The organism is Microbacterium sp. Bi128 (assembly GCF_918698205.1).
The window spans coordinates 1-13,214 of the sequence record NZ_CAKKMM010000080.1; the positions used below are offsets into that span (position 1 = coordinate 1).

Consider the following 13,214-nt stretch of genomic DNA (forward strand, 5'->3'; position numbering starts at 1 on the left):
TCCTCGCCGTCCAGGGACCCGTCGTCCCGTCGCTCCGTCACCGTCGGGCCGGCCAGATCCACATCGACCTCGATGTCGCGATCGCCCACGGCCACGTGCACCTGCGCCGTCCCGGAGTCGATCTCGAGCTCGAACGCCCTGCCGCCGGCATCCGACTCCGCCTGCACGACCGCGGCGATCGCCGCCTGGTAGACGGCGTCGTCGCGAGCGCCCGCCCCGGTGGATGCGGGCGCACACGCTGTCACCGTGATGGCGATACCGAGAGTGGTGAGCACGGTGGCGGGAACGCGAGGGGATGCCATGGCGCGAGGCTATCGATCCCGCATCCGCCGATCCGGGTCGTTGCGCGGGACGCGGTGATGTGTCAAGCCCTTCGGCGCGGCGGTAGCAATCCGCGCGCCGCTCGTGGTCCCGGGTGAGGGCTGAGTTCCCCGCGGGTGGGGCCCGGGCCATCCGCGGACGATGAGGCCGCGAATCGCGACGGGCGGGCGGCTGGTGACCGTACCGTTCTGCGCATGTCCCTCCCGGTCGCCCGCCATCGCCCGCGCCCGCCCACGCGTCGCCGGCGCCGCGCGTGGCGTGAGGGCGGCTCGAGCGTCGCCCGCTGGGATGCCGAGATGCTCGGCTGGGCCGTGCTGTCCCTCGGCCTGGGGGTGCTGGCCGCGCGGGCCGGCGCGGTGCTCCTGCCGGGCGCGATCGCCGAGGTCGTGACCCAGGCGGTGCTGTGGGCCGCCTTCGCCGTGCCGGTCGTGTGGGCTTTCCGCCGGTCGCGGCCCCGCGGCCTCACGCGGTTCCGTGCGGTCGACGTGCTCATCGGTGCGGTCTGGGGCGTCGGCCTGCGGCTGGCGCAGGGCGCGCTCGACGCGGCCGCCGGGGCGCCGGCGTGGCCGTCCGCCGGCACGGGAGGGATGACGCCGCGACTCGTCGCCGAGTCCGTCGCGGCCACGACGGTCGGCCCCGCCCTCGAGGAGCTCTTCTTCCGCGGCGTGGTGCTGGTCTGCACGTATACCGCCGTGCGCCGGCTCAGCGGCCACGCGGCTGCCGTGGTCGCCTCCCTCGTGCTGTCGTCGATCCTGTTCGTGGTCGCCCACGCGCTCGTGGCTCCGCTGGGCCCGACGGACACGGCCGCGCTCGCACTGGTGGGTGCGATCTGCGGAGTGTGCGTCCTGGCCACCGGCCGCCTCTGGCCGGCGATCCTCGTGCACGTCGTCTACAACGCCACCGGGATCGCCGTCGTGGTCGTCGGCTCGCTGTACGGGTGAGGGTGGCCGAGGGTTTGGCCATGGCATCCGGATGCCGTAGGATGAATCTTTGGTGCCCGCCTCACTGCGAGCAGGTGCCACGAACGTGAGCCCTCCACCGGCCCTGTTGCCCGGTCATCGACCGGAGAACGGACCACCGGAGCGGGATTCACGAACTCCTCCGTTCGAACAAGAAAGCAGCACTACTGTGACGCGCACTTTCACCCCCAAGGCCGCAGAGGTCACGCGCGAGTGGGTCGTTATCGACGCCACCGACGTCGTCCTCGGCCGCCTGGCCTCGCACGCGGCGGTTCTCCTCCGCGGCAAGCACAAGGCGACCTTCGCCAACCACATCGATTCGGGTGACTTCGTCATCGTGATCAACGCCGAGAAGGTGGCGCTCACGGGCCAGAAGCTCCAGAAGAAGATGGCCTACCGCCACTCGGGCTACCCGGGCGGCCTGAAGTCGGTCAACTACGAGGAGCTCCTCGAGAAGAACCCCGTCCGCGCGGTCGAGAAGGCCATCCGCGGCATGCTGCCCAAGAACAGCCTCGGCGCGGCGCAGCTCAAGAAGCTCAAGGTCTACCGCGGCGCCGAGCACCCCCACGGTGCCCAGCAGCCCACCGCGTACACCTTCGACCAGGTCGCCCAGTAAGCGCCGCCGGATAAGGACGAAACAGTGTCGAACATCGACTCCACCACCTTCAGCACCGAGACGCCGGCCGAGCAGTCCGTCGTCGCGGCCGAGCGGCCCGTTCTGTCGGTCCCCGGCGCAGCCGTCGGCCGTCGCAAGCAGGCCATCGCCCGCGTGCGTCTGGTTCCCGGCTCGGGCACGATCACGGTCAACGGCCGCACGATCGAGGACTACTTCCCGAACAAGCTCCACCAGCAGCTCATCAACGACCCGTTCACGGTGCTCGAGCTCGCCGGCGCCTACGACGTGATCGCCCGTATCTCCGGCGGTGGCCCCTCGGGTCAGGCCGGTGCGCTGCGCCTCGGCATCGCCCGTGCGCTCAACGAGATCGACGTCGAGAACAACCGCCCGGGTCTGAAGAAGGCCGGCTTCCTCTCTCGCGACGCTCGCGTCAAGGAGCGCAAGAAGGCTGGTCTCAAGAAGGCCCGCAAGGCGCCTCAGTACTCCAAGCGCTGAGTTCGACGTTCCGGATGCCTCTTTTCGGCACGGACGGGGTGCGGGGGCTGGCCAACGGCCTCCTCACCGCCGAACTCGCGCTGCACCTGGCCCAGGCGACCGCGGTCGTCCTGGGCCAGGGTCGTTCCGCGGAGGCGCGCATCTCCGAAGGGCGTCGCCTCTCGGCTGTCGTCGCACGCGATCCGCGTGTCTCGGGGGAGTTCCTCTCGGCCGCGGTCTCCGCGGGTCTGGCTTCGTCGGGCGTCGACGTGTTCGACGCGGGCGTGATTCCCACCCCGGCAACGGCGTTCCTCATCGCCGACACCGATGCCGACTTCGGCGTCATGGTCTCGGCCTCGCACAACCCCGCCCCGGACAACGGGATCAAGATCTTCGCCCGGGGTGGCACGAAGCTCCCCGACATCGTCGAGGAACGCATCGAGCGCGCTCTCGAGGGGGAACGCCTGCAGCCCACGGGTGCCGGCGTCGGCCGCATCCGACGCTTCGCCGACGCCGAAGACCGGTACGTCGTGCACCTTCTCGGTTCGCTCCCGCACCGGCTCGACGGCATCCATGTCGTTCTGGACTGCGCCCACGGCGCCGCGGCGGGCGTCTCGCCCGAGACCTTCCGTGACGCCGGAGCGACGGTGACCGTCATCGGTGCCGAGCCGGATGGGCTCAACATCAACGACGGCGTCGGGTCCACGCACCTCGACGTCCTCGCCGAGGCGGTCCTCCGTCTGGGCGCCGATGTGGGGATCGCGCACGACGGCGACGCCGACCGCTGCCTCGCTGTGGACGCGCAGGGCACCATCGTCGACGGCGACCAGATCATGGCGATCCTCGCCGTGGCGATGAAAGAGCGCGGCGCCCTCGCCCACGACACCCTCGTGGCGACGGTGATGAGCAACCTGGGCCTGCATCGTGCGATGGCCGAGCACGGCATCCAGGTGAAGCAGACCGGCGTCGGAGATCGGTACGTGCTCGAGGCGATGAACGAGGGCGGGTACTCGCTGGGAGGCGAGCAGTCCGGACACGTCATCATGAGCGACTTCGCCACCACCGGTGACGGGCTGCTGACCGGGCTGCACATCGTCGCCGAGATGGCGCGGCAGAAGAAGACGATGGCAGAGCTGGCCGCGATCATGACGGTCTACCCGCAAGTGCTCGTCAACGTCCGCGGCGTCGACCGGGACGGTGTCGGGGACGCGGTCGTGCAGGAGGCCGTCGCTGCGGCCACGGCCGAGCTCGGCGAGTCCGGCCGGGTGCTGCTGCGCGCCTCGGGCACCGAGCCGCTCGTGCGGGTGATGGTCGAGGCCGCGTCCGAGGACGTCGCGCGCGCCCACGCCGACCGCCTCGCCGGTGTCGTCCGCGAGCGTCTGTCTCTCTGACCCGCGCGAGTCGCCAGGTTTTGTCGCCTGCCCGTCGCCCGAGGCGACGAAAGGTGGCGACTCGCGCTCAGTACGCCAGCGACTCGATGTACCGCAGAAGGACGCCTTCGCGCAGCGCCCAGGGCGAGACCTCGAGCTCGTCGACGTCCATCGCCTTCATCGCGCGCTCGACGACGACCGCGGCAGCGACGATCTGGAACGTGCGGTCGGCGGTGATCCCGGGGAGCGCCTCGCGCGCGTCGGCGGGGATCCGTGCGAGCCGCGGGATCCAGTCCTTCAGTTCCTTGCGCGGGAGCACCATGCGGTCGATCCCGGACCACCCGGGCACGGGATATCCGGCGAGCTTCGCGAGCGAGCGGATCGCCTTGGACGAACCGATGACGTGATCCGGCCGCGGGAGAGCGGCGAACCGCTCTGCGACGGGGGCCAGAACGGATGCCGCGTGCCGACGCAGCGCGTCGATCTCGTCCTCGCTCGGCGGGTCGTGGGGGAGGAACTGCACGGTGGAGCGTCCGGCACCCAGGGGCACGGATTCCGCGAGGTCGGGCAGTTCGTCGGCGCCGCCGGCGATCTCGAGGGATCCGCCGCCGATGTCGAACAGCAGGATCTGCCCCGCCGACCACCCGAACCACCGGCGCACCGCAAGGTAGGTGTACCGTGCCTCGGTCTCACCGCCGAGCACCTGGAGAGGCTGGCCGAGCACCTCCTCGATCCGCGCGATCACGTCGTCGCCGTTCGTGGCCTCGCGCACGGCCGAGGTGGCGGTGGCGAGGAGTTCGTCGACGCCCTCGGCGCGGGCCGTCTCGCAGGCCTGGGTCACGGCATCCACGAGCCCCCGCACGCCTTCGGCGGAGATCGAGCCGTCGGGCTCGAGGTAGCGCATGAGCCGCAGCACCGAGCGGTGCGAGGTCGTCGCGGTCGGCCGTCCCCCGGCGCGCGCATTCGCGACCAGCAGGTGGACGGTGTTGGATCCGATGTCGAGTACCCCGAGTCGCACGCTCCGAGCGTAGTGCGAGCGCGCGGGTAGCATGGGCGGGTGTCCGCCGCCGAGACCGCCGCTCCCGCACCGTCGCTGAGCCCGTACCGCCAGATCGACCGCGCCGACTGGGCCCGGATGGCCGGCGGCATCGAGCAGCCGCTCACCGAGACCGAGGTCGTGCAGTTGCGCGGGATCGGGGATCGCCTCGACCTGCGCGAGGTGTCCGAGGTCTATTTGCCGCTGAGTCGACTTCTCAGCCTCTACGCCCGGGCCACCCGCCGCCTCGGCGCCGACACCAGCGCGTTCCTGGGTGAGCCGGATGTGACGACCCCCTTCGTCATCGGGGTCGCCGGGTCGGTGGCGGTCGGGAAATCGACGATCGCGCGTCTGCTGCGCGAACTCATGAGTCGCTGGCCCGACACCCCGCGGGTGGAGCTGGTGACCACCGACGGCTTCCTCTACCCCAACGCCGAACTCGAGCGCCGCGGGATCATGCACCGCAAGGGCTTCCCCGAGTCCTACGACCGGCGCGCGCTCGTGGAGTTCCTCAGCGAAGTGAAGTCGGGCGCCGAAGAGGTGCGCGCCCCGTTCTACTCGCACGTGCGGTACGACATCATGCCGGACGCCCACGTCACCGTGCACCGACCCGACGTCGTCATCGTCGAGGGGCTCAACGTCCTCCAGCCGCCGCCCACGCCGAACGACGTCGCGGTCAGCGACCTGTTCGACTTCTCGATCTACGTCGACGCCGACGCATCTCACATCGAACGCTGGTACGTCGATCGCTTCCTCGCCCTGCGCGACAACGCCTTCACCAATCCCACGTCGTTCTTCCGCGTCTTCGCCGACATCAGCGACGAGGAGGCCGTGCAGCGCGCGCTCGGGTTCTGGCGCGACATCAACCTCCCCAACCTCGAAGAGAACGTGCTGCCCACGCGCCACCGGGCCAAGCTCGTCCTGCAGAAGGGCGCCGACCACACGGTCGAATCGGTGCTGCTGCGCAAGCTCTGAGGCGCGCCCGCGGCATCGGCATCCCCTCAGCCCCGGCCCCGTAGACTCGGAGGCTATGTGCGGAATCATCGGATACGTGGGTCCTCGGCAGAGCCAGGACATCCTGCTGGCAGGGCTGTCGCGGCTCGAGTACCGGGGTTACGACTCCGCGGGCATCGCCGTGATCGACGCCGACGGGGGCCTCGGAATGCGCAAGCGCGCCGGCAAGCTCGCCGTGCTCCGTGACGATCTCGTCGCCACGCCCCTGAACGACGGCACCACCGGTATCGGCCACACGCGCTGGGCGACGCACGGCGGTCCGACCGACGCCAACGCGCACCCGCACCTGGCCGACGACGACAAGCTCGCCGTCATCCACAACGGCATCATCGAGAATTTCGCCGAGCTCAAGAGCGAACTCGTGGGCGAGGGCGTGACCTTCCGCAGCGAGACCGACACCGAGGTCGCCGCGGCGATGATCGGCCGCGAGTACTCCCGCACGGGCGATCTTGTCGCCGCATTCCGCGCCGTGGTGTCGCGCCTCGAGGGTGCGTACACGCTGCTCGCGATGCACGAGGACCACCCGGGCCTCGTCGTGGGTGCCCGTCGCAACTCGCCGCTGGTGATCGGTCTGGGCGAGGGCGAGAACTTCCTCGGCTCCGACGTCGCCGCCTTTGTCGAGCACACCCGCAACGCCCTGGCCATCGGGCAGGACGAGATCGTGGCGATCACGCCCGAGGGCGTCGAGGTCACCGACTTCTCCGGTGCCCCGGTCGAGGTCGAGCCCTTCGAGGTCACGTGGGACGCTTCGGCGGCCGAGAAGGGCGGCTGGTCGTCCTTCATGGCCAAGGAGATCTCCGAAGAGCCCGAGGCCGTCGCCAACACCATCCGCGGTCGGGTCCACGAGGGCCGCGTCGAGATCCCCGAGCTCGAGGGCATGGACGGGTTCCTCGCCGACATCGACCGCATCCTGGTCATCGCCTGCGGCACGGCGGCCTACGCCGGCATGGTCGGCAAGTACGCGCTCGAGACGTGGACGCGTGTCCCCGTCGACGTGGAGCTCGCGCACGAATTCCGCTACCGCGACCCGGTGCTCTCCCCGCGCACGCTCGTCGTCTCGATCAGCCAGTCCGGCGAGACGATGGACACCCTCATGGCGGTGAAGTACGCCCGCTCGCGCGGCGCGAAGACCCTGTCGATCTGCAACACGCAGGGCGCGACGATCCCGCGCGAGTCGGATGCCATCGTCTACACGCACGCCGGCCCCGAGGTGGCCGTGGCCTCGACGAAGGCCTTCGTCGCTCAGATCACCGCGCTGTATCTGCTGGCCCTCCACGTCGGCCGCGTCCGCGGAGCGATCGACCCCGTTGTTGCGGTCGAGGCCGTCACGGAACTCGAAGCAGTGCCGGGCAAGATCGCCCGCGTGCTCGAGACCGAGCAGGCGCGTATCGGTCAGCTCGCGCACTGGATGGCCGACACCCGATCGGTGCTGTTCCTCGGCCGAAACGTCGGCTACCCGATCGCCCTCGAGGGGGCACTGAAGCTCAAGGAGCTCGCGTACATCCACGCCGAGGGCTTCGCCGCGGGTGAACTCAAGCACGGCCCCATCGCCTTGATCGAGCCCGGTCAGCCCGTGTTCGTCGTCGTGCCCTCGCCGCGCGGTTCGGGCGAGATGCACAAGAAGGTCGTGTCCAACATCGAGGAGATCCGCGCCCGCGGGGCGCGCGTCATCGCGATCGCCGAAGAGGGCGACGTCGCGGTCCTTCCCGCCGCCGACGAGGTGCTGCGCATTCCGCTCGCGGCGCCCCTGTTCGAGCCGCTCCTCGCGGTCGTGCCGCTCCACATCTTCGCGATGGGCCTCGCCGAGGCGAAGGGCCTGGACGTCGACCAGCCCCGCAACCTCGCGAAGTCGGTGACGGTCGAGTAAGACCACACTCTTCGGGGCCGGATGCCAGTGGCATCCGGCCCCTTTTCGCGCTCTGCCCTGCACAACTCCGGCACCGGCGCGACTGGGGGCGTCGAGCGGGTCACGTCGGCGGGATGCGCCGGAGTTGTGCGGGTGGGGTGGCGCGACGTTCGGCGCCGTCCTCACGGCAGAATGGACAGGATGCCACGAGGGGAGGGCGCATGATCGTCGGAATCGGCGTCGACCTGGTCGACGTGCCGCGTTTCGAGCAGCAGCTCGCGCGGACGCCGCGCCTGCTCGCCCGGCTCTTCGCCCCCGCGGAGCGTCTGCTCAAGCCCCGGTCGCTGGCCGCCCGCTACGCCGCCAAGGAAGCCCTGATCAAGGCGCTCGGCGGCTCGGACGGGGTGTACTGGACCGAGATCGAGGTGACGCCCGAACCCTCGGGACGCCCGACGTTCACGCTGATCGGCGAGACCGCCACCACGGTGGCCGCACGCGGAATCACGGCGCTGCACCTGTCGATGTCGCACGACGCGGCTCTGGCGACGGCCTACGTCATCGCCGAGGCCCACACCGCCGCCACAGAACCCGCCCGAGAGGACCCCGCATGAGGATGGCATCCGGAGTTCTCCGCGAGGCGCTGATCGACGTCGATGCGATCGCCGAGAACGTGCGGCACCTGCGCCGGCTCACGGGCGTCGAGGTCATCGCGGTCGTCAAGGCAGAGGGGTACGGGCACGGGGCGCACCGCGCGGCCCTCGCGGCCTTGCGCGGGGGCGCGACCCGCATCGGCGTCTCGGACATCGATGAGGCGCTGGCGCTCCGGCGGCGCGGCATCCGTGCCCCGATCTTCGCGTGGCTGCACGCCCCGGGCGCCTCGTTCGTCGAGGCCGTGCGCGACGACATCGAGCTGGGGATCTCCGACATCGATCAACTGCTGCGCGCCGGCGAGGCAGCGCAGGGCGATCGCCCCGCGGCGGTGCATCTGAAGATCGAGACGGGCCTGTCGCGCAACGGGATCGCTCCGGACGACTGGCGCGTGGTGTTCTCGGAGGCCGCCCGGCTCGAGCGCATCGGTCGTCTGCGCGTCGTGGGGCTGTTCTCCCACCTGTCGAACACGAGTGAGGAGGACGACCGCGCGGCCCTCGCCCGATTCGAGGAGGGCGTGCTGCTCGCTGCGGCTGCCGGACTGAACCCCCCGCTGCGGCACATCGCGGCGACCCACGCCGCGATCGCCCTGCCCGAAGCGCGGCTCAACTGCGTGCGCATCGGCATCGGTATCTACGGTGTCTCGCCGTTCGAGGACCGCACGCCCGCCGACCTCGGGTTGCGCCCGGCGATGACGCTGCGCGGCGCCGTGGCCGCCGTCCGTCGCGTGCCGGCGGGAACCGGCGTCTCGTACGGCTACGCCTACCGCACGGAGCGCGACACGACGCTCGCCCTCGTCCCGCTCGGGTACGCCGACGGGGTGCCGCGACACGCGTCCGGTCGCGGTCCGGTGTCGATCGACGGCCGCCGCTTCACCGTTGCCGGGCGCATCGCCATGGACCAGTTCGTCGTCGACGTCGGCGACCACCCCGTCGCGGTCGGCGACGAGGTCGTGCTGTTCGGCGATCCGACCCTGGGGGTGCCGTCGGCGCGGGAGTGGGCGGATGCCGCCGACACGATCGACTACGAGATCGTCACGCGGATCGGCGCGCGCGTGCCCCGACGGGAGGTCCACGCATGAGCGTCCCCGACGAGATGCTCGGGACGCGCGAGATCGCCGGCCCGGCCGACATGGAAGACCTCGGGCGTGCACTCGGTCGCGCCCTCGAGTCTGGCGACGTCGTGGTGCTCACCGGCCCTCTCGGCGCGGGCAAGACGACCCTGACCCGCGGGATCGGCGAGGGGCTCGGCATCCGGGGTCCGGTTCAGAGCCCGACGTTCGTGATCGCGCGGACGCATCCGTCGCTCGTCGGTGGCGCACCCCTGGTGCACGTGGATGCCTATCGGCTCGGCGCCGCCGTGGAGCTCGACGACCTCGACATCGATGTGGCGCATTCGGTCGTCATCGTGGAGTGGGGGCGCGGCGTCGCCGAGTACCTCGCCGACGGGTGGTGGGAGATCGAGATCGAGCGGGAGTCCGGCGGACGCGGCGTCGACAACGCGTGCGGAGAGATCGCCCCGCACACCCTCGACCTCGATGCCGATGCGCCGCGGACCGTGACGATCTCGCGCCGACCCTGACCGTGATTCACGTGGGCTGCCGGTCCCGCTCCGGCGCCGTGCGTCGACCGGGCTGTGCCGCCCACACCTCCCGCAGGGCCCGCAGCGTCTCGTACGCCTGCTCGACGTGGGCGAAGTGTCCGCTGTCCTCGAGGACGCGTTCGCGGTAGTCCGGGATCCGGCGGCGGGCCTCGCGCGAGTCGTGGCGTCCCGCGAACACGTCGTGGCGACCGCGCACGGCCCGCACCGGCGCCGTGATCCGCCGCCACGCATCATCGTCGTGCGTGCGGGCGGCACGCGCGGCGGCGAGGAAGGCGGCCGGGCGGATCTCGTCGGCCAGCGCATCCGAGACGGAACGGTCGACACGATCGGGGTGGCGGAACAGCGGGCGTGAGAGAACCCGCAGCAGTCCGGTGCGGCGCAGTCCCCGCAGCAGCGGACGCGACAGCGAGCCGATGCCGCGCAGGATCGCCATGGCCACCACCATGCCGGCGAAGGCCGGGAGCCGCGCACCGCCCGCGAGCGGGCGGCGGGCGACCGCGCGCACCGCCGCGCCCGTGGGCGAGACGAGGCCCACGGCGACCGTCTGCGCCGGGAACCGGGTGGCGACGTCGAGCGCGACCACGGCGCCCAGCGAGTGCCCCACGATCCGCCACCGCGGGTATCCGAGCGCGCGAGCCACCGCAGCCACGGCATCGGCGACATCCGGCGGCGACGGCACGGCGTCCCGTGACTCGCCCCAGCCGGGAAGATCGATCGCGATGACGTCGTCGACGGAGATGCCGAGTCGGTCGGCCGCGGTCAGCAGCGGCATCCATGTCGTCCACGACCCGGCGGCACCGTGCAGCAGGACGGTGGCCACGGCCCCCTCGGTGCGCCGACCGGCGTGCACGACGACCGGTCCGACGGCCGTGGGCACCACCAGTCGGTGCAGTCCTCGTTCCATACCCCTCATTCGGAGCCGAGGCGTCTCTCGGATGCCTGCGCAACTCCGGCACTTCCGGGGGTCTGAGACCGCCGATCCCCGGGGCTGCCCCTTTTGCCGGAGTTGTGCGCCCCGCCGCCCGCTGCTCGGACGGGGGCACGAGGCAGCCGTCCGGGCAGCGGCGACAACCTTGTCGGACGCCCCGGATACCCTGGAACCGTGATCCTCGGCATCGACACCTCCCTCGGCACGGCCGTGGCGGCGATCGCGCGCGACGGCGAAGTGCTCGCCGACGAGCAGAGCGCGAACCCCCTCGGGCACGCCGAGGTGATCGGTGACCTCCTGCGTCGAGCCGCCGCCGCCGCCCCGGCGCCCTCTCACGTCGCCATCGGCATGGGGCCGGGTCCCTTCACGGGGCTGCGCGTGGGGATTGCGACGGCTCGCGCCTACACCCTGGGGCGTGGCATCCCCGTCGTCCCCGTGCCGAGCCACGACGGCGTCGCGCTGGGCGTGCTCCTCGCCGACGCGCTCACCGGTGCCGACACCCCGCGCTTCGCGGTCGTCACCGACGCCCGCCGCAAAGAGTTCGCCTACAGCGTCTACGACGGCCTCGACGACGATGGCCTGCCGGTGCGGATCGCGGATGCCGCCCTCAGCCCCCGCGATGACCTCGACGCGCGTCTGGCCGAGGCCGATGCGGTCCGGTACGACGCGACGAGCGTCTCGGCCGTGATGATCGCGCTCGTCGCGGCACGCGCGCTGGACGCGGGCCGCACGCTCGCTGACGCCGAGCCGCTGTATTTGCGCAGCCCCGACGTCGTGGCGGCCCACGCCCCGAAGCGGGTGAGCTGATGACGACGCGCGCCGCCACCGCGGCCGACCTCGACGCGATCATGGCGCTCGAGCACGCGTCGTTCCCCACCGACGCGTGGAGCCCCGCGATGATGCGCGAAGAACTCGCGTCGCCGCACGGCTGGTACGTCGTGGTCGAAGAGGCCGGGCGCCTCGTCGGCTACGCCGGGCTGCGCGCCGCGCGGGGGGCCCGGGATGCCGACATCCAGACCATCACGATCGCCGAGACCGCGCGCGGTCGCGGCCGCGGCCGCGCGCTGCTGACCGAACTCCTCGCCGAGGCCGAGCGTCGGGGCGTGCACGCGGTGTTCCTCGAGGTGCGCGCCGACAACCCGGTCGCCCAGGCGCTGTACGCCTCGGAGGGATTCGCTGAGGTGGGACGCCGCCCGCGGTACTACCAGCCCGACGACGTCGACGCGATCGTCATGCAACTCGACCTGCGGGGATGGGCCGCGCGCCGCACGCCCGACGACGCGGCGGCGACCGGAAAGGGATGGTGCTGATGGACGCGCCCCTCGTGCTGGGCATCGAGACCAGCTGCGACGAGACCGGTATCGGGATCGTCCGCGGCCGGCAGCTCCTCAGCAACACCATCGCCTCGAGCATGGACGAGCACGCCCGTTACGGCGGCGTCGTGCCCGAGGTCGCCGCGCGCGCGCACCTGGAGGCGCTGCAGCCCTCGATCGACGCGGCGCTCGCCGAAGCCGGCGTGGCCCTGTCCGACATCGACGCGGTGGCCGTGACGAGCGGCCCCGGACTCGCCGGGGCGCTCATGGTCGGCGTGGGCGCCGCGAAAGGGCTCGCGGTCGCCCTCGACAAGCCGCTGTACGCGGTGAACCACCTCGTCGGGCACATCGCGGCCGACATCCTCGACGCCGACGCGGGGGAGCTGGAGTACCCGACCGTCGCGCTGCTGGTGAGCGGCGGGCACACTTCCCTGCTGCTCGTGCGCGATCTCACCAGCGACGTCGAACTCCTCGGCGAGACGATGGACGACGCCGCGGGGGAGGCGTTCGACAAGGTCGCGCGCCTGTTGAAGCTGCCGTACCCCGGCGGCCCCGAGATCGATCGCGCCGCGGCTACGGGTGACCCGACCGCGATCCGCTTCCCCCGTGGGCTTTCGCGGGCCTCCGACATGGCATCCCACCGCTACGACTTCTCGTTCTCGGGCCTGAAGACCGCGGTCGCCCGGTGGGTCGAGCAGCACGAGGCGGCGGGTGAGCCGGTGCCGGTGGCCGACGTGGCCGCGTCGTTCCGCGAGGCCGTGGTCGACGTGCTCGTCACCAAGGCACTGGACGCGTGCGAGCGGTACGGCGTTCCTCGGCTGCTCCTGGGCGGCGGGGTCATCGCGAACAAGCGCTTGCGTGACGTCGCCCTCGAACGCGCAGCCGCCGCCGGCGTCGCCGTGCGCATCCCGCCGCTGCGGCTCTGCACCGACAACGGCGCGATGATCGCTGCGCTCGCCGCCGAGCTCATCGCGTCGGGCCGCCGCCCGTCGACCGTGGCCTTCGGTGCCGACTCCACGCTCCCGGTGACCGAGATCCAGGTCGCCGAGGACCCGGATGCCGCGGCCCCCGGCGCGGCATCCGGGTC

15 protein-coding genes are annotated in these 13,214 nt (G+C 71.7%); 12 read left to right on the plus strand and 3 right to left on the minus strand.

Features of this window, described 5'->3' with window-relative positions:
* A partial coding sequence (locus LQV45_RS08550) for a hypothetical protein (RefSeq protein WP_230006629.1) occupies positions 1 to 302 on the minus strand: 302 nt, incomplete at its 3' end.
* Between the two features lie 213 nt (positions 303 to 515).
* On the opposite strand from LQV45_RS08550, the gene LQV45_RS08555 reads away from it, so the two are divergent.
* The 4 genes from LQV45_RS08555 (at position 516) to glmM (ending at position 3,761) form a co-directional block, all read left to right on the plus strand.
* A complete protein-coding gene (locus LQV45_RS08555; protein WP_230006630.1) occupies positions 516 to 1,262 on the plus strand; it encodes a CPBP family intramembrane glutamic endopeptidase in 747 nt (248 codons plus the stop codon).
* Positions 1,263 to 1,449: 187 nt separating this feature from the next.
* The gene (gene rplM, locus LQV45_RS08560) at positions 1,450 to 1,896 is read left to right on the plus strand and encodes a 50S ribosomal protein L13 (RefSeq protein WP_056226423.1); all 447 of its coding nucleotides are present in this window, start codon (positions 1,450 to 1,452) and stop codon (positions 1,894 to 1,896) included.
* Between the two features lie 24 nt (positions 1,897 to 1,920).
* Entirely contained in the window at positions 1,921 to 2,391 is a 471-nt protein-coding gene (gene rpsI / locus LQV45_RS08565; RefSeq protein ID WP_138175573.1) for a 30S ribosomal protein S9, read from the plus strand.
* Between the two features lie 14 nt (positions 2,392 to 2,405).
* The gene (gene glmM, locus LQV45_RS08570) at positions 2,406 to 3,761 is read left to right on the plus strand and encodes a phosphoglucosamine mutase (protein WP_230006631.1); all 1,356 of its coding nucleotides are present in this window, start codon (positions 2,406 to 2,408) and stop codon (positions 3,759 to 3,761) included.
* Between the two features lie 67 nt (positions 3,762 to 3,828).
* Here the strand turns inward: glmM and LQV45_RS08575 are convergent, their stop codons facing one another.
* Positions 3,829 to 4,758 carry a Ppx/GppA phosphatase family protein gene (locus LQV45_RS08575; RefSeq protein ID WP_230006632.1) on the minus strand — a complete coding sequence of 310 codons (930 nt, stop codon included), beginning with the start codon at positions 4,756 to 4,758 and terminating at the stop codon, positions 3,829 to 3,831.
* 39 nt (positions 4,759 to 4,797) lie between these two features.
* On the opposite strand from LQV45_RS08575, the gene coaA reads away from it, so the two are divergent.
* The 5 genes from coaA (at position 4,798) to tsaE (ending at position 9,865) form a co-directional block, all read left to right on the plus strand.
* Entirely contained in the window at positions 4,798 to 5,751 is a 954-nt protein-coding gene (coaA, locus tag LQV45_RS08580; RefSeq protein ID WP_230006633.1) for a type I pantothenate kinase, read from the plus strand.
* Between the two features lie 55 nt (positions 5,752 to 5,806).
* Positions 5,807 to 7,657, plus strand: coding sequence for a glutamine--fructose-6-phosphate transaminase (isomerizing) (gene glmS / locus LQV45_RS08585; protein WP_230006634.1), 1,851 nt, complete (start codon positions 5,807 to 5,809; stop codon positions 7,655 to 7,657).
* A 200-nt stretch (positions 7,658 to 7,857) separates the two neighbouring features.
* Complete coding sequence (locus LQV45_RS08590; protein WP_230006635.1) at positions 7,858 to 8,247, plus strand: holo-ACP synthase; 390 nt, start codon at positions 7,858 to 7,860, stop codon at positions 8,245 to 8,247.
* Positions 8,244 to 9,365: an alanine racemase gene (alr, locus tag LQV45_RS08595; protein WP_230006636.1), complete on the plus strand. Its 1,122-nt coding sequence runs from the start codon at positions 8,244 to 8,246 to the stop codon at positions 9,363 to 9,365. The genes LQV45_RS08590 and alr overlap by 4 nt, the downstream gene beginning before the upstream one ends.
* Positions 9,362 to 9,865 (plus strand): tRNA (adenosine(37)-N6)-threonylcarbamoyltransferase complex ATPase subunit type 1 TsaE, encoded by a 504-nt coding sequence (gene tsaE, locus LQV45_RS08600; RefSeq protein ID WP_230006637.1) that lies wholly within the window; start codon positions 9,362 to 9,364, stop codon positions 9,863 to 9,865. The genes alr and tsaE overlap by 4 nt, the downstream gene beginning before the upstream one ends.
* Before the next feature lie 7 nt (positions 9,866 to 9,872).
* On the opposite strand, the gene LQV45_RS08605 is transcribed toward tsaE, so the two are convergent.
* A complete protein-coding gene (locus LQV45_RS08605) occupies positions 9,873 to 10,790 on the minus strand; it encodes an alpha/beta fold hydrolase (RefSeq protein WP_230006638.1) in 918 nt (305 codons plus the stop codon).
* A 198-nt stretch (positions 10,791 to 10,988) separates the two neighbouring features.
* Between LQV45_RS08605 and tsaB the strand changes: the two genes are divergently transcribed.
* The 3 genes from tsaB to tsaD all read left to right on the plus strand — a co-directional run.
* Positions 10,989 to 11,621 (plus strand): tRNA (adenosine(37)-N6)-threonylcarbamoyltransferase complex dimerization subunit type 1 TsaB, encoded by a 633-nt coding sequence (gene tsaB / locus LQV45_RS08610; RefSeq protein WP_230006639.1) that lies wholly within the window; start codon positions 10,989 to 10,991, stop codon positions 11,619 to 11,621.
* Complete coding sequence (rimI, locus tag LQV45_RS08615; protein ID WP_230006640.1) at positions 11,621 to 12,124, plus strand: ribosomal protein S18-alanine N-acetyltransferase; 504 nt, start codon at positions 11,621 to 11,623, stop codon at positions 12,122 to 12,124. Before tsaB ends, rimI begins: the two co-directional genes overlap by 1 nt.
* Positions 12,124 to 13,214 (plus strand): tRNA (adenosine(37)-N6)-threonylcarbamoyltransferase complex transferase subunit TsaD (gene tsaD, locus LQV45_RS08620; RefSeq protein WP_230006641.1); only part of this gene is annotated, 1,091 nt, incomplete at its 3' end. The genes rimI and tsaD, both read left to right, overlap by 1 nt.